Consider the following 25,356-nt stretch of genomic DNA (forward strand, 5'->3'; position numbering starts at 1 on the left):
CGCCATGCCGCGCTGGGGCTCGGAACGCATCGTTGGCCTGCATGATCCGCAGGTCAACGAACATCATTTAGCGTCTAGCGGCCTGCCGGCGGACAGTCGCCTGCGCTTGCTCAGTTTCAATATCCAGGTCGGGATCAGTACCGAACGCTATCGTCACTACCTGACCCGTGGCTGGCAGCACTTGCTGCCCCATAACGGGCGGGCGGGCAATCTGCAGAAGATTGGCAGCCTGTTGGGGGATTTCGACCTGGTGGCCCTGCAGGAAGCCGATGGCGGGAGCCTGCGTTCAGGCTACGTCAATCAAGTGGAGCACCTGGCCCAGCTGGGTGCGTTCCCCTACTGGTATCAACAGCTCAATCGCAATCTCGGGCGCCTGGCTCAGCACAGCAACGGCGTGCTCAGTCGCTTGCGGCCCTGGGCCATCGAAGACCACCCGCTGCCTGGTCCCAAGGGGCGTGGTGCGATTCTGGTGCGTTTCGGCGAAGGCCCTGACGCGCTGGTGGTCGTGATGATGCACCTGGCGCTCGGTGCCCGGGTTCGCACCCGGCAACTGGCGTATATCCGCGAGTTGATCGGCGGCTACAAGCATCAGGTGCTGATGGGTGACATGAACACCCACGCCAGCGATCTGCTGGAGCATTCCCCCTTGCGCGATCTCAGCCTGCTGGCGCCGCAACTGCAGGCGACCTTCCCCAGCTGGCGGCCGCAACGCTGCCTGGACCACATCCTGCTCAGCCCCAGCCTGACCCTGGAGCGAGTCGAAGTCCTGGCCCAACCCATATCCGATCACCTGCCGGTCGCGGTAGAGATTCGTCTGCCGGGTTCGCTCACGGCTGATGCATTGCCCGCGTTGAGTCCTGCCCCTCGCGGAACCGATGAATGAGCGACGACGCCCAGCGCTGGAAAGAGAAATACCTCAAGAGCATCGAACAGCAGGACAAGCTTGAGCGCCGTTGGGCTGCTCGCCTGGACTTGCTGCGCCGCGGGCTGGTGCGCAGCACCCTGGCGGCGGAGGGCACCGATCGCGCGGTCGACCAGTGCATGAAGGAAATGCGCGAGGTGATCCGCACCGATGACATGGATGCGGGCCTGGCAGCCTTGCTGCCGCGGCTGGAAAAAGCCGTGCTGGACTCTGAGCAGCGCCGGGAAACCCGAGTCGATCAGATGAGCAGTGCCCTGACTGCCCTGGTTGCCCAATTGCAGTCCCTGCCCCTGCCCCGAGAGGTCAGTCGGCCGCTCAAGGCGTTCGCCAAGCAGCTGGACAGCCGGGTAGGCCAGGCGCGGGAAATTCCCCTGCTGCTGGGGGAGCTGAGCAATCTGCAGGGCAAGGCCCTGGGTCAGTTGGAAAACCCGGTCGAGCCGGGGCGACCGAGCCTGCTGCAACGATTGTTCGGTGCCCGCGATAGCGCTGAGGCCACTCCTCCGGTGGAGGCTGTGCAAGTACCAGCGGCACTGCCTGCTCCAGACGTCCGCACGCAGCCGGAAGAGGTCGAGGTCGCGGATGCCACGGTGCGCGAGCACTACCAGACGCCTGTTGCCCAAGCCCCCGAAATCGTTCAATCACCCGCACCCGCACCCGCACCCGCACCCGTAGCACCCGTAGCACCGGCGCCGACCAGAGAAGAGCCGCAAGTCGCGCCGGAACTTGCTATCGAACCGGTCACGAGTGTTGAGCCCGAAGCCGTCAGCATGCCTCCCCAAGCGCCGGTCGCGGCAGTCGTGCCGCCCGTTCTGGAACAGGCCCAAGTGCCCGAACCCGAGCCTGCCCCGCGGATTGAGGATGAACCTCCAGAACCTGTGCCTGCACAGCTGGAGCCCGTGGCGCTGGCCGCCAACGAAGCCGTCTCGGTGGAGGCGCCACCTGGGCCCGTGGCCGAGGCTGCGGTCGAGCCTGCCCCGCTCAACCCCGACGAATTGCTACCCGTTCCGCGGGTGCCGCCTGCGGTGTTGCTCGACAGCCTGCCGTTACCGGCGGTGATGGCCGAGGCTCTGGCCGCCATCGATCCGGAGCAGCCGGAGCAGGATGTGCTTTACGCGCTGCCCGACTCCCCCGAGCCTTCCTACAGTTCGGTGGCCAAGCACATCGAGGACACCCTGCTGGGCTTGCTCGATGACCTGAGCCTGCCGGAGCGCCACCGGCCCCAGGCCGAGGCCATGCGTGATCGTCTGCAACATGGTCTGAACTGGTACGAATTGTTGCCGATCCTCGATGATCTGGCGGTGTTGATGCTGGCAATCACCGATTCGGGCCAGCATGAGTTCGAGAACTACCTCAAGCACCTCAACGAGCGCCTGGAGGCTTTCCAGAGCAACCTGCAGGCCGCCAGCGACGGTCATGCCGACAGCCATTCGGCAGCGCGCGCCATGGACACCCAGATCCGTGAGCAGGTCGATGGGCTGCAGAGCAGCGTGCAGGACGCGGCTGACCTGGATGACCTGAAACAGGTACTGGAAAGCCATCTGGAAGGCCTGTTGGGCACCATGGACCAGCATCAACAGCAGCGCGAGGAGCGCGAGAAGGAGGTGGCCGCCCGCTTGCAGAGCCTGGCGGAGCGAGTCTCGAGCATGGAGCAGGAAGCCCAGGGCTATCGTGAGCACCTGGAAGAGCAGCGCCAGAAAGCCTTGATCGACCCGCTGACCGGCCTGCCCAATCGTGCGGCCTGGAGCGAGCGCCTGGAACATGAAGTCGCGCAATGGCAGCAACACGGCAACAGCCTGCTGCTGGCCATGCTCGACCTCGATCATTTCAAGCGGATCAACGACAACTACGGTCACCTGGCCGGCGACAAGGTGCTGAAGATCATCGCCACTGTGCTGCGCAAGCGTCTGCGGGGCAACGACTTCATCGCCCGGTTTGGCGGCGAGGAGTTTGTCCTGCTGATGCCCAATACCCCGTGGCCGGCGGGTGTGCGCCTGGTGGAAAACCTGCGAGCGGCGATCGAGGCCTGCCCGTTTCACTTCAAGGGCGAGCCGGTGACCATAACCGTGTCGGTCGGCTTGAGTGCGTTCAAGGCCGGTGATCGCAGTGAACTGGTGATCAAAAGAGCCGATCAGGCGCTGTACCGGGCCAAGGATGCGGGGCGCAACCGAGTGGAGGCAGGCTGAAGCGCCTGCTGCTTCCTGTCTGAAAGCATTGTTTTGCCCATTGTGCCGGGATCAGTACGTTACACTGTTGCATTCCCGTTTTCAGCGTACTGCCCTTTGCCATGAAACTTCTCGTCCTCGCTTTCTCGCTCCTGCTTCTTGCCGGCTGTTCCAGCGGCCCACGCATCGACACCAGCCATCCATCGGTCAACTACGACCAGCGTGCCCAATTCATCATCGTGCACTACACCTCGGCGTCCCTGGAGCGCTCCCTGGCCTTGCTGACCCACGGGCAGGTCAGCAGTCACTACCTGATTGGCGACGACAAGTCCGCCACCATCTACAAGCTGGTGGACGAGCAGTACCGTGCCTGGCACGCCGGCGAAAGCCAGTGGCAGGGCCGCACCTGGCTCAACTCCAGCTCGATTGGTATCGAAATCGTCAACCCGGGTTTCCGTGACGGCCCCACCGGCCGGCTCTGGTACCCCTACAGCGAAGCACAGGTGCAGAACCTGATCGTGCTGCTCAAGGACATCAGCAAGCGCAACAACATCTCCCCGCGTCACATCATTGGCCACAGTGACATCGCGCCCCAGCGCAAGCTCGATCCGGGCCCGCTGTTCCCCTGGAAACGCTTGGCCGATGCCGGGCTTGGCCTGTGGCCCAACGCTCAGGCGGTGGCGGCCCAGCAGGCGGCATTTGCCGCGAGCCTGCCGAGCGTCAGCTGGTTCCAGCAGCAACTGGCGCAGCTGGGCTACACCACCCCGCAGACCGGTGAACTGGATACTGCGACCCGGAATGTGCTGGCAGCCTTCCAGATGCACTACCGACCGACCCTCTTCGATGGCACGCCGGATGCGCAGAGCGCGGCGATCCTGATGGTCCTCAACCAGACAAAATAATGACGCCGCCGGACGGTCCGCGCCGATTGCCCAATCAGTTGCTATAACTCATTGGTAATCCTTCGGATCTCCCATGATGCTGGCCGCTCGCGAGCCCCTGCGTACCTGGTTCCATCGCCCTTGGTTGCTGGCGACGCTGGCGGCTGTGTTGAGTGCGGCGGTGCTGGTGCTGGGCAGCGCCGGGGTGGCGATGCATCAGGTCCAGCAACGGGAAAGCGAGCAGATGAATGCCCAGGGCCAGCGTTTCCTGGAGCGTCTGGAGCAACTGTTCGGCCAACTGCGCGAAGGCCTGGACGCGCTGGAGGCCCAGCCGCTGCGCGAGTGCAATGCGGACATGATCGCGATCCTGCAGCAGGTCAGCTACAGCTACCGCTTCATATATGAAGCGGTCTACATGGATGCCACTCAAACCTGTTCCAACTGGCCACGGCAGAACCTGCGGCCCTCCCTCAGGGCCCCGGACATTCATGGGCCGACCTACAGCTACTGGCTCAATACCTCGACCCAGCCCAACGAGAACCTCGCCGCGCTGATGCTGGGCCGGGGCAATTTTCGCGTGGCCACTTCCCGCGGGCATTTGACCGATGTGGTCGACCTGCCGGCAGGCGGTAGCCTGATGGTGGTGGTGGATCACGGGGCCCGGGCGATCCCGGTGCTGGGCCCGGCCCGGGCATGGCCGCCTGTGGAGCCCTGGCGGGGCGGTCGCGACGGGCCGTTGCAGGTCACCCCTGACCTGTTGGTCTATCGCATGCCGACCCAGAACCCCGAGTATCAGCTGGTGCTGGTGACCCCCCGGGCCAGCATGCAAGCGAAGCTGCTGGACGGCTGGTGGTGGCTGTTGCCGATCAGCCTGTTGCTCGCGCTGTTCATCGGCGGCCTGGTCTATCAGCTGGCACGCCAGCGCTTGTCATTGGGGGCGGAGTTGCAGGGGGCCTTGCGGCGCGGAGAGCTGCAGGTGCTGTACCAGCCGATCTTCGACCTGAGCAGCCGCCTTTGTGTGGGGGCCGAGGCCCTGCTGCGCTGGCGCCGTCCGGATGGCACCCTGACCAGCCCCGACCTGTTCATCCCGCTGGCGGAGAATACCGGGCAGATCCGCCAGATCACCGACTTCGTCCTGCAGCGCCTGCTGGAGCAACTGGGGCATGTGTTGCGAGCCAATCCGCAGCTGTACATCTCGGTCAACCTGGCGGCCTGCGACGTGATGGTGCCGCGTATCGGCCTGGTCATGGCGCGGCTGCTAGCGTTGCACCAGGTGGCGGCGCGGCAGATTGCCTTCGAGGTGACTGAGCGTGGCCTGATCGATGTGGTGGTGGCGCGTGACAACCTGCAGGCTCTGCGCGATGTCGGGCATCAGGTGCTGATCGATGACTTTGGCACCGGTTATTGCAGCCTGGCCTACCTGCAAAGCCTGCCGGTGGACTGCCTGAAGATCGACAAGGCCTTTATCGATGCCCTGGGACACGATGCCGCCAGTAGCGGCGTGGCACCCCACATCATCCGCATGGCCCACGCCCTGAAGCTCAAGGTGATTGCCGAGGGCATCGAGTTTGAAGACCAGGCGCTGTTGCTCAGCAGCGAGGGGGTGAGCTATGGCCAGGGCTGGTTGTTCGCCCATGCCTTGAGCGCCTTGCAGTTCACCGAGATGATCACCCGTGGGCGACGCCTGGTGGCCAGGCGCCTGGACGATGAAGCCTGACGTTCTACAGCGGCAGAGCCAAATAGAACTGAGTGCCCTGCCCGGGTCTTGAGTAGACGCCCATGCGCCCGCCATGGAGCTGGACGATTTCCTTGCACAGCGCCAGCCCCAGCCCGGCACCGCCCTTCTTGCGGCCCACCTGGACAAAGGGTTCGAAGATCCGTCCTTGCTGACCGTAGGCGATGCCCTCGCCATTGTCCTCGACGCTGACGATCACCCGCTCGCCGTGGCGTCGAGCCTGCAGGCGGATCTGGCCGCCGCCGGCGGTATGGCGCAAGGCGTTGTCGATCAGGTTGTCCAGCACCCGTTCCAGCTGTGGCCGGTCGGCATGCAGGCGCGGCAGAGGCGCCTGGATCTCCAGCAGCAGGTTGATGCCTTGCTGCTGAGCCTGTTCGGTGAAGCGTCCCTGTGCCTGTTCCAGCAGCTCATCCAGGGAACAGGGGGCGAGGCTGAGTTTCTGCAGGCCGTTCTGGTAGCGGGAGAAGTTCAGCAGGTCGTTGATCAACTGCATCAGGCGCTGCATCTCTTCGTTGACCGTATTGAGCAGGTCGGCCTCGCGGGATTCCTCGGCAAAGTGCAGGCGCTCCTGCAGCAGCCCGAACGCCATGTGCATGCCCGTGACCGGGGTGCGCAGTTCATGGGAGGCGCGCAGCACGAACTCGCTGCGGACCCGTTCGAAGGCCCGTTGTTCGGTCACGTCATGCAGGACCATCACCGCGCCGAGAATATGCCCCTGGGTGTGGCTGACCGGGGTCAGGCTGTAAGTCAGCAGGCGCGACTCGCCGTCGACCTCGACATCCAGGTCTTCCGGAGCCCGTTCCAGGTTGCCGCCACGCAGCACCAGCTGCAGTTGCTCGTCCAGCTCCGGACGCTGCAGGGCACTGCCCAGGCCCTGGCCGAGGCGCTCCTGGTCCCAGCCCAGTTGCCGCTGGGCCACCGGGTTGAGGTGTTCCAGGCGGCCTTGGCGGTCGATCATCAGCAAGCCGTCGTCGATGCTGTCGAGCACCGCCTGCAGGCGCTGCTGACCTGCCAGCAGTTCGTCGACATTGGTTGCCTGATGTTGGCGCAGGGCTTCGGCCATGATGCCGAAGCGCCGGGTCAGCAGGTTCATTTCCGCTGCCGCCGAGATCGGCAGGGTGACATCGAAATTGCCTTCGCCGATCTTGTCCGCGGCCTTGGCCAGGGCTTCGATTGGCCCGCCAAAGCGCCGGGCGATGGCGTGGGCGGTGATGAAGCCGATGATCAGTACCGCCAGGCCCACCAGGCCGAGCAGGCCGGCCACCAGCAGGGCCCGGTCGCGTGACTGGTGCTGCACCTGGTTGATGTTGTCCAGGGCCTGCTTGTGCTCGTTGATCAGCCCATTGCGCAAGGTATTGAAGCGCTCGGTCAGCTCGTTGTTGTCACTCAGTCCGTTGGGGGCGCTGTTGTGTTCGAAGGCCTGGTAAAAACGCAGGTAGTCGCTGCGAGCCTGCGTGAAACCGCTTTGACCCGGGTTCTGCTGCTCGTGGGCGATCCCCTGGTCGAGCAGCTCCAGGTAGTGCTGCCTGGAGGTTTCCAGGGCCGCACGGTCGGGCTTGTTGCTGAGCATGAGGATCAGCTGGTCCCCCAGGGTCTGGCGCAGCTTGAGCCCCAGGTCGAGGGTGATGAAGTTGTTGCGGATCAGCGATTCCTGGGTGCTGGCCATCTGCATCACGCTGACCAATCCGAGTATCAGCCCCAGCAGGGCCACGGTCATCAGCGCCGAGATGCTCAGAAACAGCCGAGTGCGCAGTTTCATCGCTAACTTCATAGGGTGTTGCTCACAGGTTGTACTGTTTGCGCTTGCGGTACAGCGTCGAAGCGTCGATGCCCAGGGTTTTTGCCGCCTGGTCGAGGGTGTCGCTGGTGGCCAGGACAGCGCCGATATGGGCCTTCTCCAGCTCGTCCAGGCTCAAGGCGGCGCCGATCCGCGGGGCGTTGTTGGTGACGTGCTCGCTCATGCCCAGGTGGCTGATTTCCACCCGCTCCTGGGGACAGATGATGCTTGCCCGCTCCACCACGTTGCGCAACTCGCGAATATTGCCCGGCCAGCGGTAGTTCAGCAGGGCTTCCCGAGCCTCGTCGCTGAAGCCTCGCGCCGGTCGCGAATATTCTTTGACGAAGCGTGCCAGGAAGCGATCGGCCAGGGTCAGGATGTCTTCGCTGCGCTCGCGCAGGGGCGGCAGGTGCAGGGTGATCACATTGAGGCGGTACAGCAGGTCTTCACGGAAACGCCCATCGCGCACCATGTCCTCAAGGTTGAGGTTGGTAGCGGCGAGGATGCGCACATCGGCGCGGCGGGTCACCGGGTCGCCGACCCGCTCATATTCCTTGTCCTGGATAAAGCGCAGCAGCTTGGGCTGCAGGGTCAGGGGGAAGTCGCCGATCTCGTCGAGAAACAGGGTCCCGCCATCGGCCTGGTTGACCCGGCCCAGGGTGCTCTCGCTGGCCCCGGTGAAGGCGCCGCGGCTGTGGCCGAAGAGCTCGCTTTCCATCAGTTCGGCGGTCAGGGACGGGCAGTTAATGGTCACGCAGGATTTCTTCGCCCGCTTGCTCCAGCCATGGATGGCCCGTGCCAGTTCGCCTTTACCGGTGCCGGACTCACCGAGAATCAGGATGTTGGCGTCCGTGCTGGCCACCTGGCGGGCAGTCTCCAGTACCACTTTCATGGCCGGACTGTGGGAGTCCAGGCCGTCCTTGGGTTTGCGCACCTCGCCTTCCAGGGCTTCCAGGCGCGCCGAGAGCTGGCGCACTTCCAGTTGCTTGGCAGTGGCCAGGCGCAGCTGGTCGGGGCTGCAGGGCTTGACCAGGTAGTCGGCGGCGCCGGCCTGGATGGCGTCGACCGCGGTGTCCACGGCGGAATGGGCGGTGACGATCACTACCCGCATCCAGGGTGCCTGGGTGCGCATCTGCGCGAGCACGTCGAGGCCATTGTCTTCGCCCAGGCGCAGGTCAAGGAAGCACAGGTCGAACACCTGGCGTTGCAGCAGAGCGTCCGCCTGGGCCGCGCTGTTGGCTGTGGCCACGGTGTAGCCCTCGTCTTCCAGGCAATAGCGGAAGGTGCGAAGGATTGCGGATTCGTCATCCACCAGAAGGATGCGGCCCTGATTCTCCGGCGCTGACTGCATTTCCTCGGCTCCTTTAATAAATGATCTTATTTAGTCCCGGAAAAATCGGGCAAGTTGCAAGGTTGATTCTGATTGATTCCACCGCTCGCGGGTTGGATATCTCCGCCTGGAGTGGCTAACAGTCTGAATTATTGGGTGTTTTGCCAAGGATAGACGTTACCTGGGTCTGTATCAGGCTGCTGGCCGATCGGCAAAGTTCCCACTGTGATCAAAAAGCATCCAATAAACGGTCGCGCGATCGTGCAATTCGCACGGTCTGCTCGGGGGCATCGTGCAGGATGCGTAAGAGGAGCATCTTTTGCTTGATCGTAAGTAATTGATTTTATTGAAAATAATCTCAACCTAAAAGCTGGCATGCAGACTGCAACAACCCTCCTATCGAGAAGCGCCGCAATGGCTTCCATAACAACATCGTCACTGGTGTCGGAGGAGTTTCAGGATGAACCGCCAACGTCTTGCCCAACTGCGTATTTCGCCACTGCATCTGCAGCAGGCCCTGTTTGCCAGCCTTGCGCTGCTGGTCACGCTGATTGCCGGGCAGCAATTCATCCGTTGGCAGGACAGTGAAGCCCCCGCTCCACGACTGCCGATGCACCATGCTACCCAAACCCATTTCAGTTCGATGAGCCGCCAGCTCAACGACGCCACCCCCCTGCAACTGATGGCGGTCGACCAGGCGCAACCCGCGCTGGACGCACCCCGTCAGGAGCGCTGGGTGTTCTAGGCACCAAGGCCTGGCCCGCACCTGCGGCGCCCGGCTGGCTTCACCGGCAGCACCCCCTATAGAAGAGTAAGGAGAATCATCATGCTGAGCTGGGCAATCACATTCCTGATCATTGCCATTGTCGCTGCAGTACTGGGCTTCGGTGGTATCGCGGGCACCGCCACGGGTATCGCCAAGATTCTCTTTGTCGTGTTCCTGGTGATGTTCATCGCTTCGTTCTTCTTTGGCCGTCGTGGCCGAGGCTGACCATGAGTGCCTCGTTGAAGACCTTGGCCGCCACGCTGTTGCTGGGTATCAGTACCCTGGCGTCGGCGGCCAATGATGGCCAGTCGCGAGCCAATCAGCTGCTGGATTCGGATCCACAGTTTCGTGAAACCTGGCAGGAGGTGGTGCGCAAGGAAGAGCGCCTGCCCGAATGGGTGATGAACCTGTCGGGTGATGCTCAACAAATGAACGCCGTGACCGAAGAGGGCGATCAGTACCTGGTAGGGCCGCTGTGTGAGTCCGCCCAGAGCTGCCAGAGCCAGCGCTTGATAGTCGCCTTCGGCTTCGACAAGAAACATGCCTATGCCATGTTGGTGGACGTGCCGGCGGGGCTGCCCGCAGACAAGTCGCCCACCCGCCATGCCAACTACCGTTTCCTCGGCAAACCCGATCAAGGCATGCAAGCCTTGCTCAAGGAGCAGCTGAGGAAAGACCCGAACTGGTACTGAGTTCAAGGTGTGGACTCATCACCAGGAATAGGAGGAAGCCTCCAAGGGGCTTGCGCCTGTTGCACCGCCCGAGGAGGGCGAGTGCATGACCAAGGGGCCGGGATGTTCTGATCCACAGGTGATCGGAGTGACCTAGGGGTACAGGGAGTGCCTCCGCAAGGGCCGGGTCAGGAAAGAGCGGCGGCGCAGGTTCCCAAGTCGATTTCGACTTGATGGACCTGCGGCGTGCTTGAACCGGCAAAGACTTGTATTAGAGCCGTCGGCATACGCTCGTCGGTCATTTCTCGGGAAAAAATCTTCCTTTGACTCCGATCAAACGTTTCCGCTTGTTTCTCTGCGACCGTATATCGAGAAACTTTGTAGAAAATCCGGATCGATCCCAGGCGCCTGAATCAGAACTTTCCTGAGCATTTTTAGACCATTTCCTGACCCTCCCGACAAGCCTGCACGCCGCCTGAAATGGCCGTTTCACGGTATTTCTGCCTGCCGAAATGTCGTATTCGAACCGGTTGGGACGCTCGTTTTGTTTGCAAAATCTCATGCCGATTCGGCATAGGGTAGGCGTTTACGGCATTAGACGCGCTTCCCTTGCATCGGAATAGTTGCGCCTTTTTTCGCCTGCAGAGAGCCGTAATTGCTCGCTCGGGATGACCTTATACGGGGGACGATGCACAAACTTTTCCGCCATTGAGCGTTCCAGTTCGCGCATCAGCCCGAGTCCAACTGAAGTAAGGGTAATGATATGAAGAAGGCAAAATTAAGCCTCGCCTGGCAGATCCTCATCGGTCTGGTCCTGGGGATTGCGATCGGCGCGCTGCTCAATCATTTCAGTGCTGAAAAGGCCTGGTGGATCAGCAACGTCCTGCAACCTGCGGGCGATATCTTTATCCGCTTGATCAAGATGATCGTGATCCCGATCGTCATCTCTTCGCTGATCGTCGGCATCGCCGGTGTCGGTGACGCCAAGAAGCTCGGCCGCATTGGCCTCAAGACCATCATCTACTTCGAAGTCGTGACCACCATTGCGATCGTTGTCGGTCTGCTGCTGGCCAACCTGTTCCACCCGGGCGCAGGCATCGACATGAGCACCCTGGGTACCGTGGATATCTCCAAGTACCAGGCCACTGCTGCCGAAGTGCAGCATGAACACGCGTTCATCGAGACCATCCTCAACCTGATCCCGTCGAACATCTTCGCGGCCATGGCTCGCGGCGAGATGCTGCCGATCATCTTCTTCTCGGTGCTCTTCGGCCTGGGCTTGTCGAGCCTGCAGTCGGACCTGCGCGAACCCCTGGTGAAGATGTTCCAGGGCGTCTCGGAAAGCATGTTCAAAGTCACCCACATGATCATGAACTACGCCCCTATCGGTGTGTTCGCGCTGATCGCGGTGACCGTCGCCAACTTCGGTTTCGCCTCCCTGCTGCCGCTGGCCAAGCTGGTGATCCTGGTGTACGTGGCCATCGCTTTCTTCGCCTTCGTGATCCTCGGCCTGATCGCCCGCCTGTTCGGCTTCTCGGTGATCAAGCTGATGCGCATCTTCAAGGATGAGCTGGTCCTGGCCTACTCCACCGCCAGCTCGGAAACCGTGCTGCCGCGGGTGATCGAGAAGATGGAAGCCTACGGCGCGCCGAAAGCCATCTGCAGCTTCGTGGTGCCGACCGGCTACTCGTTCAACCTCGACGGTTCGACCCTGTACCAGAGCATCGCGGCGATCTTCATCGCCCAGCTCTACGGCATCGACCTGTCCATCAGCCAGCAACTGCTGCTGGTGCTGACCCTGATGGTCACCTCCAAAGGCATCGCCGGGGTTCCGGGCGTGTCCTTCGTGGTGCTGCTGGCAACCCTGGGCAGCGTGGGCATTCCTCTGGAAGGCCTGGCGTTCATCGCCGGTGTCGACCGTGTGATGGACATGGCGCGTACCGCCCTGAACGTGATCGGCAACGCCCTGGCGGTCCTGGTCATCTCCCGCTGGGAAGGCATGTACGACGATGCCAAGGGCCAGCGCTACTGGAACTCCCTGCCGCACTGGCGTAGCAAAGAGAAGCTGCCGGCCGGCGAAGTCTCCAAAGGCTGACACCTCAGCGCAGGGGCCGGCGAGCCGGTTCCGCGATGCAGACAAACCCCGGTCAATCCGGGGTTTGTCGTTTCTGCCCGCCCCGCTATCATTCGCCGCATCTTCCGAGGGATATGACCGATGCTCAATGGCCTGTGGCTTGGCTTTTTTATCGTTGCAACCGTGTCAGCCCTGGCGCAGTGGTTGGTGGGCGGCAACGCCGGGATCTTCGCCGCCATGGTCGAAAGCATCTTCGCCATGGCCAAGCTGTCGGTCGAGGTCATGGTGCTGCTGTTCGGCACCCTGACCCTGTGGCTGGGCTTTCTGCGCATCGCCGAGAAGGCCGGGATCGTCGAGTGGCTGGCCAAGGTCCTGGGGCCGCTGTTCAAGCGCCTGATGCCGGAAGTGCCGCCTGGGCACCCGGCCCTGGGCCTGATCACCCTGAACTTCGCGGCCAACGGCCTGGGCCTGGACAACGCGGCCACGCCCATCGGTCTCAAGGCCATGCGCGCCCTGCAGGAGCTCAACCCCAGTGCCACCACCGCGAGTAACGCGCAGATCCTGTTCCTGGTGCTCAACGCCTCTTCCCTGACCCTGCTGCCGGTGACCATCTTCATGTACCGCGCCCAGCAGGGCGCCGCGGACCCGACCCTGGTGTTCCTGCCAATCCTCCTGGCCACCAGCGCCTCGACCCTGGTGGGCCTGCTGTCGGTGGCAGTGATGCAGCGCCTGCGGCTGTGGGACCCGGTGGTGCTGGCCTATCTGATTCCCGGTGCCCTGGCCCTGGGCGCCTTCATGGCCTTGCTGGCGACCCTGTCGGCCACGGCCCTGGCGTCCTTGTCGTCAATCCTCGGCAACCTCACGCTGTTCGGCCTGATCATGCTGTTCCTGGTGGTTGGCGCGCTGCGCAAGGTCAAGGTCTACGAGGCCTTTGTCGAGGGCGCCAAAGAAGGCTTCGATGTCGCCAAGAACCTGCTGCCGTACCTGGTGGCCATGCTCTGCGCGATCGGTGTGCTGCGGGCTTCCGGGGCCCTGGATTTTGGCCTCGACGGGATTCGCCACCTGGTGGAATGGGCCGGTTGGGACACGCGCTTCGTCGATGCCCTGCCCACCGCCCTGGTCAAGCCGTTCTCCGGTAGCGCGGCGCGGGCGATGCTCATCGAAACCATGCAGAGCCAGGGCGTGGACAGCTTCCCGGCCCTGGTGGCCGCGACCATCCAGGGCAGTACCGAAACCACCTTCTATGTGCTGGCGGTCTACTTCGGCGCGGTGGGCATCCAGCGGGTGCGGCACGCGGTGGGCTGTGCCTTGCTGGCGGAATTCGCCGGCGTGGTGGCGGCGATCGGGGTCTGCTACTGGTTCTTTGGTTGAGTTGAGCGGGTCTTCGCCGGCAAGCGGGCGCCTAGAACATTTGTAGGCGCCGGCTTGCCGGGGAAAGGGTCCTTAACGTTTCAGCGCCAGGCTCCCCTGCCCCACGGCCCAATCCACCACCTGCCGGGTCAGCGCATCGCTGGCCTGGCCAAAGCCTGTCACCACCGCCGGCACCTGGGTCTCACTCAACGGCTGACGCACTTCAAAGCGCCGGCTGGCAAGGATCTTCTGGTCAAACCCGCGAATCAGCCGCGCATCCAGGCGAATCACCACCTGGGCCGTGCTGCCCTGGTACTCGGTCTGGAACGCCTGCAGGTCGCCGCCCAGGGCCAGGTCGGTCTGCAGATTGCTGTCGTCGGTGCTCAGCAACTGCACCCGGCCATCGCGCTGGAAACCGTCCAGCAGGCGGTTGCGCAGCAGGATCGGCGCCGGGTCGCTCCAGCGTGAAGCCTTGTAGCTGCTGATCAGGTTGCCTTGGGGAATCACCGCGATTCGTGCGTTGTTCAGGGCGTCGCTGGCCTGGGGCTTGAGCAGTTGCAGGGACCAGGTCTGAGCCCTGGCCGCAGGCGAGGCGGCGCTTTGCCCGACCGGCAAGCGGTAGACATCCAGCGGCTCACCCTTGGGCAGGATCGAGCAGGCGCTGGTCAGCGCCAGGGTTGCGCCCAGGGCCAAGGGGGCGAAGAGCCGATAGGCACGCTTCATGGCGTGAACTCCTTGTTCTGATCGTTGCCCAGCAGGTAGCCGCCGGGATTGGCCTCCAGGCGGCGCGAGATGGCCCGCAGCGAACTCAGGGTGTCGCGCAGTTCGCGCACTGCCGGCGCCAGGCCGTTGAGGCCCTGCATGCCGTTGTTCAGCGAATCCTGGTTGTCGGCCAGCAATTTGTTGAGGGTGGCGCTGGTCTGCTCCAGGGAGTGCATGGCGTTCTCGGCACTGCCGAACATCTGCTTGCCCTGGTCGTTGAGCAGGCCATTGGCGTTGCGCATCAGGGTGGTGGTCTGCTCAAGCATGGCGCTGGTCTGCTTGGTGATGGTCCCCAGTTGCTGCATCAGCTGGCGCAGGTCGCCACGTTGTTCGGCAATGCTGGCGGAAGTCTGCTGCAGGTTGTCCAGGGTCTTGCTGACCCGGGTCACGTTGTCGGGGGAGAGCATCCGGTTGGCGTTGTGCAGCAGCAGGTTGACGCTGGTCATCAGGTCATTGCTGTTGTTCAGCAGGCGGGCGATGGGCGATGGCGAGGCGATGATGGTCGGCGGCTTGCCATCCTTGCCCTTGAGGCTCGGGCTCTGGGGCGTGCCGCCGCTGAGCTGGATGATCGAGGTGCCGGTGATGCCGGTCAGGGCCAGCTTGGCCTGGGTGTCTTCCTTGATCGGTGTCTCGCTGCCCAGGCGGATAAGGGCCAGTACCCGCCGCGGGTCCTGGGGGTCCAGGCGCAGGCTGACCACATCGCCGACCTTGATCCCGCTGTACTGCACCGCGCTGCCCTTGGACAGGCCGCTGACGGCTTCGTTGAAGACGATCTCGTAGTCCTGGAAGGCGCTGTCGACACTGGACTTGGCCAGCCACAGCCCGAACAGCAAGGCGCCGGCCACCACGATCACGGTGAACAGGCCGATCAGAACATGATGGGCTCGGGTTTCCATGTCATCCCTCGTTGGTCTGGGTCGCGGCCAGGTAGGCCGCGCGGCCGCGTGGGCCGTGGAAGTATTCGTGGATCCAGGCGTCGTCGGTTTCGGCAACCTGGTCGATGGGGGCGGCCACCAGGACTTTCTTCTGTGCCAGCACCGCCACCCGATCGGTGATGGTGTAGAGCGTATCGAGGTCGTGGGTGACCAGGAACACACTCAGGCCCAGGGCGTCGCGCAGGGTCAGGATCAACTGGTCGAAGGCCGCGGCGCCCACCGGGTCGAGGCCGGCGGTGGGCTCGTCGAGAAACAGGATGTCCGGGTCCAGGGCCAGGGCCCGGGCCAGGGCGGCGCGCTTGATCATGCCGCCGGACAGCGAGGCCGGGTACTTGTCGGCCGCCGACAGGGGCAACCCGGCCAGGGCCAGTTTCACCGCCGCCAGGTGCTCGGCATCGGCGCGGGACAGCCCGGCGTGCTCGATCAGAGGCAGGGCGACGTTCTCGGTCACGGTCAGGGAGGTGAACAAGGCGCCCTTCTGGAACAGCACGCCGAAGCGCCGTTCGATCAGCGAGCGTTGCTGTTCCGGCAGGCTCGGCAGGTCCTGGCCGAAGACCCGCACCGAACCTTCGCTGGGCTGGCGCAGGCCGACGATGCTGCGCAGCAGCACCGACTTGCCGCTGCCGGAGCCGCCGACCACACCGAGGATCTCGCCCTTGTATACGTCCAGATCGAGGTTCTCGTGCACGCTCTGCTTGCCAAAGCGGTTGCACAGGCCACGGACCTCGATCACCGCCGGGGCCGGCTCGCGCGGCAGGCGGCTCACCAGCCCATCTCCATGAAGAACAGCGCAGCGACGGCGTCGATGACAATCACCACAAAGATCGACTGCACCACGCTGGAGGTGGTGTGGGCGCCTACCGACTCGGCACTGCCACTGACCTTGAAGCCTTCCAGGCAGCCGATGGCAGCGATCAGGAAGGCAAAGATCGGCGCTTTGACCAGGCCCAGCAGAAAGTGCTTAACGCCGATGTCCGAATGCAGCAGGGAGAGGAACATCGCCGGCGAGATATCCAGGGACAGGGCGCAGACCACCGCCCCGCCGACAATCCCCGAGAGCATCGCGAGGAAGGTCAGCATCGGCAACGAGATCAGCAAGGCCAGGACCCGAGGCAGTACCAGCAATTCCACCGGGTCCAGGCCCAGGGTGCGAATCGCGTCGATCTCTTCGTTGGCCTTCATCGAGCCGATCTGTGCCGTGAAAGCACTGGCAGTGCGCCCGGCCATGAGAATGGCGGTCAGCAGCACGCCGAACTCCCGCAGGAAGGAGAACGCCACCAGGTCCACGGTAAAGATGCTGGCGCCGAAGTTGGCCAGGACCGTGGCGCCGAGAAAGGCCACCACGGCCCCCACCAGGAAGGTCAGCAGGGCAACGATGGGCGCGGCGTCGAGCCCGGTCTGTTCGATGTGCGCGACCACCGGCGTGATCCGCCAGCGCCGGGGGCGCAGCAGGCCGCGAGCCAGGGTCTCGAGGATCAGGCCGATGAAGCCGAGGACTTTCAGGGAGTCCTGCCAGACGGTGTAGACCGCGCTGCCGATGCGCGAGAGCAGCTGGACGCTGACCGAGATCTCCGGCTCCTTGACCGGCACGCAGAAGTCGTTAAGCGAGCTGTAGACCGTTTGCAGCAGCGCCCGGTCGGCGGCAGACAGGGTGCAGTCGGGGTGCTCCGCGGATTGGCCGAGACGTTCGGCCCCCAACAGTTCCACCAGCAGCGAGGCCCCGGCGGTGTCCAGGGCACCCAGGCCATTGAGGTCGATGTGGGTGCTGCTGTCGTAGTGGCCGCTCAGGGTCTGGCTGAGGCGCTTGAGGTCGCTGTAGTGGGCCAGCGTCCAGTCTCCGGCGATGCGCAGTTGCGCCGGGGAACGGGCGGTATCCAGTTGAGCGGTGCCGGGCGTCACGCGGATAGTCATAAGCTCCAAGCTTGTGTGGCGATTTCGCAGTGCTACCTAATAGCACGATCCCGTCTACTTTGCCTCGCCGGTCTTGGCCGCATCTTGACCTGGATCGGTGATCTCGAAGCGCAGCACGCCAATCATCTGGCCGTCCTCGGTGATAACCCGCACCTGCCACTTGCCGGCCGGGTTGGCCGGGAAGTTCTGCTTGTGGGACCAGGCACGATAGCCTTCCTTGCGCCCGCCATGGATATCCAGGGCGACCCGATCGACCTCGCTGCCGTTGAACTGCCAGACATGGTAGATGCGCTCGTCCAGCCCTCGCGGTGCGTTGATCGCGGTATAGGCGTATACACCGTTGCTGCGGGCCTGGCTGACGGTGAGCTGCTCCAGGCTGTCGCCTGGCGTACGGCCCTGAAGCTGGGTGCTGATGGCGTCCTCGGTCAGCCACAGGGTGGCCGGCGGCACCCAGGAGCGCAGCAGCCAGCCGGTGCTGCCGATGGCCAGGGTAATGGCCAGCACTGTCAGGGCGCTGCGCAGGCTGCGGATCGGCAGGATCGAGGCCAGGCTGGGGAAGGACAGGAGCATCGCGGTGCCCAGGGCCAGCTTGAAGCTCTGAGCGGTGGTCAGGTGCAGGATCAGTGGCAGCGCCGTGAGCAATGCGGCGAACAGCGTCAGGGTGTGCAGTGCGAGGAACAGCCAGCGGCGCGGCGCCAGCCACTTGTAGTACAGCGGGTCAATGATGGAGATCAGCGCCGCGGCCCCCAGCAGCCCGGTGAACACCAGTTGGCCGCTGTCCCAGCGAGTGGTGATGAAGAAGAACGGCAGGACGAAGAACAGGCTTTCCTGGTGGATCATCTGCGTCGCGTAGCGCAGTAGCGGCTGCGGGATCTCGCGCTTGAAGACCTTGGTGAACAGTTGGGTCAGGCTGTTTTCCAGCATCAGCCAGACCCAGCTCACCAGCAGGATCACGGCAATCCATGAGGCCAGGCTCTGCTGGCGGTCCACCAGGATGAAGCTGCCGACCCCAGAGATGAAACCACCGAGTGCAATGATCCCCGGGTAGCGCTTCATCAGTTCGAGAATGCGCTGAATAACGAGGTTCAGGTTAGGCATCGGGCGGGATCACAGTCTGGGCAGGGAAAAACCGCGACAGGATAACGTTGGCCGCCGCTCGTGGCGAGGGCGCTTGCTCAGGTGCGCACGCGTTGACGAGGTAATCCGCCCCATGTGATTGCACGGCCCTGTCCTTGGGGCTGCCGCGCAGCCCAGCGGGAGCAAGCTCCCTCGCCACGGGTCAGTGGGCCCGGCGGCGCAGCAGGTAAATGCCGAAGCTGGCGAGCACGACCAGGGCCAGCAGGCCACCGATCAGCCAGAGCAGTTGCTCGTCGCTCAACAGGGGCTTTTCGATACGCAGGTAGCCGGGCTGTTGCAGCAATTGGCGCAGGGCCAGGTTGGCCTGCTCCAGGCTCACTGCTCGCAGGCGCTTGGCTGGGTCGCTGAAGCGCCCGTTGTCGAAGTCGCCCAGGGCGCTCCAGTAGTAGTCGGCCAGGGCGCTGTTGCCCTGTACCGCCCAGGCCTGGCGGTCGATGGCTGCCTGCTTGAGGCGCGCGAAGGTGGCTGGGTCGAGGCCGTCCTTGAGCAGGTGCGCCTTGAGTTGTTCGATCACTTGTCGGGCCTGGGGCAGAGCATCGCGTTCAAGGTCGGCATTCAGGCTGAGAAAGCCGACGCTGCCGAAGACTTCCCGGTCGCTCCAGGGCCCGTAGGACAGTTCGTGCTCCAGGCGCAACTGGCGATACAGTGCCCAGTCCAGATAGTCCTTGAGCAGGTCGAAGGTTTCGTCATGCTGCTGGTCCAGCAGGGGTTCGGGGAACAGCCAGTGCAACTGGGCGCCCTGCCCGATCCAGCCATGGATCAGGTCGCGCTCGGCTGCCGCGGTGCCCTGGATCTGCGGCAGCTCGCGGTGTTCGCTGGGTTCCACCGGCTCCAGCGCGCCATAGGTGCGCTCCAGGTAGGCCGGTAGCAGGCGGTCCAGCTCACCGACCACGATCAGGGTCATGTTGTTGGGGGCATACCAGTCATTGCGCACCTGCTCCAGCTGGGCCAGGGTCAACTGGCCGACTTCGGCACGTTCGGCGCATTTGAGCCCCAGTTCCACGGCCAGCTGGTTGCTCGCTTTGTGCCCCAGGTCCTGGCGGTCGAGCCAACGCTGCAGGTGCGAATAGTGGCCGCCGCCCTCGCGCTCTACCACCTGCTTGGCGGCGGCCACGGCGTTATCGTCGAGGTGGGTACGGGTCAGCAGTGACATCAGCAGGTCCAGGACCTTGCGCTGGTTTTTCGCCGGGGCCTCGATGACGAAGGTAGTGTCGGCGTTGCTGGTGTAGGCGTTCCACTCGCCGCCCAAGGCTTGCATGCGCTCTTCCAGGCCCCCTTCACCGCTGGCGTCGATGCCACTGAACAGCAGGTGTTCTAGCAGGTGGGGCAGTTCCTTGTCGGCACAGGCAAAGTCGTCGAGGCCGACGCCCACCACCAGGCGGATCGCCACGTGGCCGCGTTCGCTGCCGGGCTTGAGCAGCAACTGCAGGCCGTTGGGCAGGGTGTAGCCTTCGACCTGGAAGCGATCCAGGGCCCATCCATGTGCACTGCCCAGCAACAGGCAGGCGAATACCAGACAACGCATAACAAGCTTCCTTACGGCGTGCGTAAGTTCTACAGACTTCCGATCACTGTGGACGTTCAGGGTGAATGAGTGATGTCGGCCATGTCCTCGACGGCCAGGGCGCCGGTTTCCGAGGTTTCCAGGACCACGTAGGCACTGCTGCAAAACAGCGAGTTGAGGCGCTTCATGTCGGCGATCAGCTCCAGGTGCAGGGAGCTGGTTTCGATGCTCTGGACGATCTTGCGCTGCAGCCGGCTGACGTGGGCATGGGCCAGGCGCCGTTCCTGGGCGCGGAAGCGGCGTTTTTCCCGCAGCAGCTGGCGGGCGCTTTCCGGGTCGGCGCTGAGGAACACCGAGAGCCCCAGGCGCAGGTTGGCGATCAGTTGGGCATGCAGGCCAGTCAACTCTTCCAGGCCGACTTCGGAGAAGGAGCGGCGCTGCGAGGTCTTTTGCTGCTGGACCTTGCGCAGCATGCGCTCGATCAGGTCGCTGGCCAGTTTGAGGTTGATCGCCAGTTCGATGATTTCCGCCCAGCGCCGGCTGTCCTGTTCGCTGAGGTCTTCCCGGGGCATTTGCGCCAGGTACAGTTTGATGGCGCTGTACAGAGACTCGACGTCGTCGCTCAGGGCGCGCATTTCCTGGGTGATGGCGGTCTGCTTGCCCCGCAGCACATCGCTCATGGCCTCCAGCATGTTGTCGATCAGGTCGCCGATGCGCAGGGTTTCCCGCGCCGCGTTGGCCAGCGCCAGGCTTGGCGTGACCAGGGCCGTGGGGTCCAGGTGCCGGGGCCGGGCGCGGCCATTTTCCTGTGCCCGTTCCGGCAGCAGCCAGGCACAGAGCCGGGCCATGGGGCCAACGCTAGGCAGCAGCAACAGGCAGCGGGCGGTGTTGTACAGCAGGTGGAAGCCGATCACCACTTCCTGGGGGCTGAAGTCCAGGCTGTCCATCCAGTGGGCCAGCGGGTCGAGCACCGGGATGATCAGCAGCAGGCCGATGAGCTTGTACAGCAGGCTGCCCAGGGCCACCTGGCGCCCGGCGGCGTTCTGCATGCTGGTGCTGAGGAAGGCCAGCACCCCGCTGCCGATGTTGGCGCCGATCACCAGGCCGATGGCCACCGGCAGGCTGATCACGCCGGCGCCGGCCAGGGTCGCGGTGAGCAGCACCGCCGCCAGGCTGGAGTAGGACACCATGGCGAACACCGCGCCCATCAACGCATCCAGGAGGATGTCGCCGGTCAGCGAGGCGAACAGCACCTTCACCCCTTGGGCGTGGGTGATGGGGGCGGCGGCTTCGACGATCAGCTGCAGGGCCAGGATGATCAGGCCCAGGCCGATGCCGACCCGGCCCAGCTGGCCGGCGCGGGTCTGCTTGCGCGAGAGGAAGAAGATCACCCCGAGGAAGATCAGCAGCGGCGACAGCCAGGACAGGTCGAAGGTCAGTACCCGGGCCATCAGCGCGGTACCGACGTCGGCGCCGAGCATGGTCGCCAGGGCCGGGGTCAGGGCCATCAGTCCCTGGCCGACAAAGGAGGTCACCAGCATCGCCGTGGCGTTGCTGCTCTGGACCATGGCGGTCACCAGGATCCCGGCGACAAACGCCAGTGGCCGTTTGGCCATGTTCTGGCCGATCACCTGGCGCAAGTTGGAGCCGTAGACCCGCAGGATGCCGGTACGGACGATGTGCGTGCCCCAGATCAGCAGGGCTACGGCGGAAAGCAGGTTGAGCAGGGTCAGCATAAAGGCCCCCCCTGGGGTGAAGTGCCCCAAGCGGGGCCAGTGGACGTTGTTGCGCGACGTTCTACGTTATGTATTTAAGCTGTAGTTGGCTAACGCACGAGGCGCCAGCATCGCACAGCCAAACCGGTGATTGAAACAAAACTGTCATGAAAACAGCTGCCTGCAGACGCAGAAAAGGGGCCCGAAAGCCCCTTTTCCATTCAGCGCATTCTCGGTTTATTGACCGGGAATGTCCTTGCGCAGTTTCACCGGGTCCTGCTGTTTTTTCTTTTTCGCGATGGCGGTGCGCATCTTGATGTTGATGGCTTCCACCGCCAGGGAGAAGGCCATGGCGAAGTAGACGTAGCCTTTTGGCACGTGCACTTCGAAGGCTTCGGCGATCAGCACGGTACCCACCACCAGCAGGAACGACAGCGCCAGCATCTTCAGCGACGGGTGCTTGTCGATGAAATTGCTGATGGTCCCGGCCGCCAGCATCATCACCAGCACAGCGACGACGATCGCCGCCACCATCACCGGCACATGGGAAACCATGCCCACGGCGGTGATCACCGAATCCAGGGAGAACACGATGTCGATAATGGCGATCTGGATGATGGTGTAGAGGAAGTTGCCGCCCTTGCCCTTGGGTTCCTCATGGGTTTCGTCCTCGCCTTCCAGAGCGTGGTACATCTCCTGGGAGCTTTTCCACAGCAGGAACAGGCCACCGAAGAACAGGATCAGGTCACGCCCGGAAATGCCCTGGCCGAACACCACGAACAGGTCGGCCGTGAGGCGCATGACCCAGGTGATCGACAACAGCAACAGAATCCGCGTGACCATCGCCAGCGCCAGACCGAAAATCCGCGTGCGCGCCTGCATGTGCTTGGGCATGCGGCTGACCAGGATCGAGATCATGATGATGTTGTCGATGCCCAGGACGATCTCCAGGGCAGTCAGGGTGAAGAAGGCAACCCAGATTTCCGGGTTGGTCAGCCATTCCATGTGTATTCCTTTGAGCGAGTGTTATGGCCCGGGCCGGGGAACCGGCCAGGGCAGAGAATCATTGCTTTTATAGAGTGCTGAACAGCGGAAAAATCCCCATCAGCAAAGCGGCGAACATTATGCACAGGCAAACCAGCACTGCCCACTTGAGGGTGAAGCGCTGGTGATCGCCGAACTCGATCCCGGCCAGGGCCACCAACAGATAGGTCGAGGGTACCAGTGGGCTGAGCAAGTGCACGGGTTGGCCGACGATCGACGCGCGGGCCATTTCCACTGCGGTGATGCCGTAGTGGCTGGCGGCCTCGGCCAGTACCGGCAGCACGCCGTAGTAGAAGGCGTCGTTGGACATGAAGAAGGTGAACGGCATGCTCACCAGCGCGGTGATCACTGCCAGGTACGGGCCCAGGGCATCGGGGATGACCGCCAGCAGGCTCTTGGACATGGCGTCGACCATGCCGGTGCCGGACAGGATGCCGGTGAAGATACCGGCGGCAAAGATCAGCCCGACCACTGCCAACACGCTGCCGGCATGTGCCGCGACCCGGTCTTTCTGCTGTTGCAGGCACGGGTAGTTGACGATCATGGCGATGCTGAAGGCCACCATGAACAGCACCGGCAGCGGCAGCAGGCCGGCGATCAGGGTGCACATCAGGACAAAGGTCAGGGCGCCGTTGAACCAGATCAGCTTCGGACGGCGGGCATCCGGGTACTGCGAGACGCTGATCTCGCTGTGGTCGATCTCGTCGCCGGCCAGGTGCAGCTCACCCAGGCGCGCCCGCTCGCGCTTGCCGTACAGGTAGGCGATTGCCAGGATCGCCACCACGCCGGCCAGCATGGCCGGGATCATCGGTACGAAGATGTCTGAGGGGTCCACATGCAGCGCACTGGCGGCGCGGGCGGTGGGGCCGCCCCAGGGAGTCATGTTCATCACCCCGCCAGCGAGGATGATCAGGCCGGCCATGATCCGCGGGCTCATGCCGATGCGGCTGTACAGCGGCAGCATGGCGGCCACGCAGATCATGTAGGTGGTGGCGCCGTCACCGTCCAGGGACACCACCAGGGCCAGCACCGCGGTGCCCACCGAGACCTTCAGCGGGTCGCCCTTGACCAGCTTGAGGATCTTGCGCACGGCCGGGTCGAACAGGCCGGAGTCGATCATCAGGGCAAAATACAGGATGGCGAACATCAGCATCACGCCGGTGGGCGCGAGCTTGGTGATGCCTTCGAGCATCATCGGGCCGATCTTCGGCGCGAAACCGCCGAACAGCGCGAACAGGATGGGCACGATGATCAGGGCGATCAGCGCCGACAGGCGCTTGGTCATGATCAGGAACATGAAGGTGATGACCATGGCAAAGCCAAGGAAAGTCAGCATGGGGATACTCCAGGCGTAGCGCGGCTAGGGAATGGCGAACCGGGTGGGATCAGCGCAGGACGGCAAGCACGAGGCGTACGGGAGGAGTCGAAGCGAACAGGCGGGTACGAGCAAACATCAGAATCACCATTGTTGTTGTTAATAGGGCCGGGAGCGCAAAACGCCCACTGTGGCCAACCGGTCTTTTGCCGGTAGTGGGGGCGATCCTAATCGGGGAAGCTTTCAGCCAGCTTTCGTCGCCCAAAGGAATGGGTGGATGTCCAAGGAAGCGATCGACGGCATACAGTGATCGCCAGCACTTCAAGGGAGCGATGCCAATGAGCGAATTGCACACGGGGGGCTGCCACTGCGGGCAGTTGCGTTACGAGTTCCACGGGCCGCTGCGGGATATCGCCCACTGCCATTGTTCGATCTGCCGGCGGGTCAGCGGTGGCCTGGTGACCACCTGGATCACCCTGCCCGCCTCGGCGTTTGCCTGGGTGAAGGGCGCGCCGGCCCGCTATGACTCGTCCAGCAGCTGTGCGCGTTATTTCTGTGGGAACTGTGGCGCCCAGCTGGCGCTGGTCACCCACCTGAGCCCGGACAGCATCGATGTCACCATCGCTACCCTGGATCACCCGGAGCGGGCACCGGCGGACCGGCATATCTGGACCGACAGCCGCTTGCCCTGGCTGCATCTGGATGAGCAGTTGCCAGGTGAGGCGCAAGAGACGCTATAGCGTCGTCGCCTGTCGGCCGGGTTGCACAGTGATAGGTAGAGCTCAGGGCTGATGCGGTTCAGCAGAGGGTGAAGGCTTTGCCTGTACCCAGGGGGGCATGAATGAGTCCCAAGAATGGGGCTGCTGCGTGGTCCAGCGGGAGCAAGTTCCCTCGCCACGGGTTTGTGTTTGGTGTGTCGCCGGCTGGACAGCGCTGGGCCTGGGGCACTGTTGTCAATTGAGGGTCAGGTTGCCAATGGCCCGGCGACCTCAGCGGGTGGAAACCAGGATCGCCAGGGCCAGGGCCAGGTCATCGTAGTGATCCAGGCCGCCCTTCTGGCGCAACATCAGCAGCGCCGACTCAAGCCGCGCCCCGCGCAGGGCGGCATCGGTGGCGACAAAGGCCGCAGCGTCATCGCGGGCCAGTCGCAGCTTCTTCTTGTCGTTGTCACTCAGCTCATTGAAGGTCACTGTGGTGCCGATAAACGGACCGGTTGTGGTGAAGGCGCTCCAGAACACCGTGGCGGCGCCAGGCTCTGTATCGAAATCGGGGACTACCTTGATGGCCTGGGCAGGCGGGCTCAGGGCCAGGGTGCCTAGAATGCTGAAACCTAAGCGCGCGGCGATGGTCTTGGTGGCGTTCATG

22 protein-coding genes are annotated in these 25,356 nt (G+C 63.6%); 10 read left to right on the plus strand and 12 right to left on the minus strand.

The window, feature by feature from the left end; translation table 11 throughout:
- The first annotated feature begins 4 nt into the window (after positions 1-4).
- The 4 genes from ACZ5BO_RS01495 (at position 5) to ACZ5BO_RS01510 (ending at position 5,682) form a co-directional block, all read left to right on the plus strand.
- Positions 5-883, plus strand: a complete 879-nt coding sequence (locus tag ACZ5BO_RS01495) for an endonuclease/exonuclease/phosphatase family protein (protein WP_025132042.1) — start codon at positions 5-7, stop codon at positions 881-883.
- On the plus strand, positions 880-3,105 hold the full coding sequence (locus tag ACZ5BO_RS01500; protein WP_464697890.1) for a GGDEF domain-containing protein: 2,226 nt from the start codon (positions 880-882) through the stop codon (positions 3,103-3,105). Before ACZ5BO_RS01495 ends, ACZ5BO_RS01500 begins: the two co-directional genes overlap by 4 nt.
- 101 nt (positions 3,106-3,206) lie before the next feature.
- On the plus strand, positions 3,207-3,986 hold the full coding sequence (locus ACZ5BO_RS01505) for an N-acetylmuramoyl-L-alanine amidase (protein WP_464697892.1): 780 nt from the start codon (positions 3,207-3,209) through the stop codon (positions 3,984-3,986).
- A 76-nt stretch (positions 3,987-4,062) separates the two neighbouring features.
- Positions 4,063-5,682 carry an EAL domain-containing protein gene (locus tag ACZ5BO_RS01510; protein WP_464701427.1) on the plus strand — a complete coding sequence of 540 codons (1,620 nt, stop codon included), beginning with the start codon at positions 4,063-4,065 and terminating at the stop codon, positions 5,680-5,682.
- Positions 5,683-5,686: 4 nt separating this feature from the next.
- On the opposite strand, the gene ACZ5BO_RS01515 is transcribed toward ACZ5BO_RS01510, so the two are convergent.
- Together ACZ5BO_RS01515 and algB are read right to left on the minus strand one after the other, a co-directional pair.
- Complete coding sequence (locus tag ACZ5BO_RS01515; protein ID WP_464697894.1) at positions 5,687-7,471, minus strand: KinB sensor domain-containing domain; 1,785 nt, start codon at positions 7,469-7,471, stop codon at positions 5,687-5,689.
- Between the two features lie 10 nt (positions 7,472-7,481).
- Positions 7,482-8,828, minus strand: a complete 1,347-nt coding sequence (algB, locus tag ACZ5BO_RS01520; RefSeq protein WP_025131724.1) for a sigma-54-dependent response regulator transcription factor AlgB — start codon at positions 8,826-8,828, stop codon at positions 7,482-7,484.
- A gap of 439 nt (positions 8,829-9,267) precedes the next feature.
- On the opposite strand from algB, the gene ACZ5BO_RS01525 reads away from it, so the two are divergent.
- The 5 genes from ACZ5BO_RS01525 to ACZ5BO_RS01545 all read left to right on the plus strand — a co-directional run bounded on the left by ACZ5BO_RS01525 (position 9,268) and on the right by ACZ5BO_RS01545 (position 13,689).
- Positions 9,268-9,552, plus strand: coding sequence for a hypothetical protein (locus ACZ5BO_RS01525; RefSeq protein WP_464697896.1), 285 nt, complete (start codon positions 9,268-9,270; stop codon positions 9,550-9,552).
- Between the two features lie 81 nt (positions 9,553-9,633).
- Positions 9,634-9,798 carry a DUF1328 domain-containing protein gene (locus tag ACZ5BO_RS01530; RefSeq protein WP_003170804.1) on the plus strand — a complete coding sequence of 55 codons (165 nt, stop codon included), beginning with the start codon at positions 9,634-9,636 and terminating at the stop codon, positions 9,796-9,798.
- A 2-nt stretch (positions 9,799-9,800) separates the two neighbouring features.
- Complete coding sequence (locus ACZ5BO_RS01535) at positions 9,801-10,265, plus strand: inhibitor of vertebrate lysozyme family protein (RefSeq protein WP_464697898.1); 465 nt, start codon at positions 9,801-9,803, stop codon at positions 10,263-10,265.
- Between the two features lie 742 nt (positions 10,266-11,007).
- Positions 11,008-12,339, plus strand: coding sequence for a glutamate/aspartate:proton symporter GltP (gltP, locus tag ACZ5BO_RS01540; RefSeq protein ID WP_025131727.1), 1,332 nt, complete (start codon positions 11,008-11,010; stop codon positions 12,337-12,339).
- Between the two features lie 120 nt (positions 12,340-12,459).
- Positions 12,460-13,689, plus strand: coding sequence for a nucleoside recognition domain-containing protein (locus ACZ5BO_RS01545; RefSeq protein WP_025131728.1), 1,230 nt, complete (start codon positions 12,460-12,462; stop codon positions 13,687-13,689).
- 72 nt (positions 13,690-13,761) lie between these two features.
- Here ACZ5BO_RS01545 and ACZ5BO_RS01550 read toward each other — a convergent pair whose 3' ends face one another.
- The 9 genes from ACZ5BO_RS01550 to ACZ5BO_RS01590 all read right to left on the minus strand — a co-directional run bounded on the left by ACZ5BO_RS01550 (position 13,762) and on the right by ACZ5BO_RS01590 (position 24,012).
- On the minus strand, positions 13,762-14,391 hold the full coding sequence (locus ACZ5BO_RS01550; RefSeq protein ID WP_464697901.1) for an ABC-type transport auxiliary lipoprotein family protein: 630 nt from the start codon (positions 14,389-14,391) through the stop codon (positions 13,762-13,764).
- Positions 14,388-15,326 (minus strand): MlaD family protein, encoded by a 939-nt coding sequence (locus ACZ5BO_RS01555; protein ID WP_464697903.1) that lies wholly within the window; start codon positions 15,324-15,326, stop codon positions 14,388-14,390. The genes ACZ5BO_RS01550 and ACZ5BO_RS01555 overlap by 4 nt, the downstream gene beginning before the upstream one ends.
- Position 15,327: 1 nt before the next feature.
- Entirely contained in the window at positions 15,328-16,131 is an 804-nt protein-coding gene (locus ACZ5BO_RS01560; protein ID WP_025131731.1) for an ABC transporter ATP-binding protein, read from the minus strand.
- On the minus strand, positions 16,128-17,276 hold the full coding sequence (locus ACZ5BO_RS01565) for an ABC transporter permease (RefSeq protein WP_025131732.1): 1,149 nt from the start codon (positions 17,274-17,276) through the stop codon (positions 16,128-16,130). Before ACZ5BO_RS01565 ends, ACZ5BO_RS01560 begins: the two co-directional genes overlap by 4 nt.
- Before the next feature lie 54 nt (positions 17,277-17,330).
- The gene (locus ACZ5BO_RS01570; RefSeq protein WP_025131733.1) at positions 17,331-18,374 is read right to left on the minus strand and encodes a DUF5924 family protein; all 1,044 of its coding nucleotides are present in this window, start codon (positions 18,372-18,374) and stop codon (positions 17,331-17,333) included.
- A 181-nt stretch (positions 18,375-18,555) separates the two neighbouring features.
- Positions 18,556-19,938 (minus strand): M16 family metallopeptidase, encoded by a 1,383-nt coding sequence (locus tag ACZ5BO_RS01575; protein ID WP_464697906.1) that lies wholly within the window; start codon positions 19,936-19,938, stop codon positions 18,556-18,558.
- A gap of 56 nt (positions 19,939-19,994) precedes the next feature.
- Positions 19,995-21,653 carry a Na/Pi cotransporter family protein gene (locus tag ACZ5BO_RS01580; protein ID WP_464697908.1) on the minus strand — a complete coding sequence of 553 codons (1,659 nt, stop codon included), beginning with the start codon at positions 21,651-21,653 and terminating at the stop codon, positions 19,995-19,997.
- A 216-nt stretch (positions 21,654-21,869) separates the two neighbouring features.
- The gene (locus ACZ5BO_RS01585; RefSeq protein ID WP_025131736.1) at positions 21,870-22,637 is read right to left on the minus strand and encodes a TerC family protein; all 768 of its coding nucleotides are present in this window, start codon (positions 22,635-22,637) and stop codon (positions 21,870-21,872) included.
- Positions 22,638-22,704: 67 nt separating this feature from the next.
- Complete coding sequence (locus ACZ5BO_RS01590; protein ID WP_464697910.1) at positions 22,705-24,012, minus strand: CitMHS family transporter; 1,308 nt, start codon at positions 24,010-24,012, stop codon at positions 22,705-22,707.
- A 317-nt stretch (positions 24,013-24,329) separates the two neighbouring features.
- Here ACZ5BO_RS01590 and ACZ5BO_RS01595 point away from each other — a divergent pair, with 317 nt between their 5' ends.
- The gene (locus ACZ5BO_RS01595) at positions 24,330-24,731 is read left to right on the plus strand and encodes a GFA family protein (protein WP_025131738.1); all 402 of its coding nucleotides are present in this window, start codon (positions 24,330-24,332) and stop codon (positions 24,729-24,731) included.
- Between the two features lie 249 nt (positions 24,732-24,980).
- On the opposite strand, the gene ACZ5BO_RS01600 is transcribed toward ACZ5BO_RS01595, so the two are convergent.
- A complete protein-coding gene (locus ACZ5BO_RS01600) occupies positions 24,981-25,355 on the minus strand; it encodes a DUF2388 domain-containing protein (RefSeq protein ID WP_025131739.1) in 375 nt (124 codons plus the stop codon).
- Position 25,356 lies beyond the last annotated feature (1 nt).

The organism is Pseudomonas sp. FFPRI_1 (assembly GCF_055384485.1).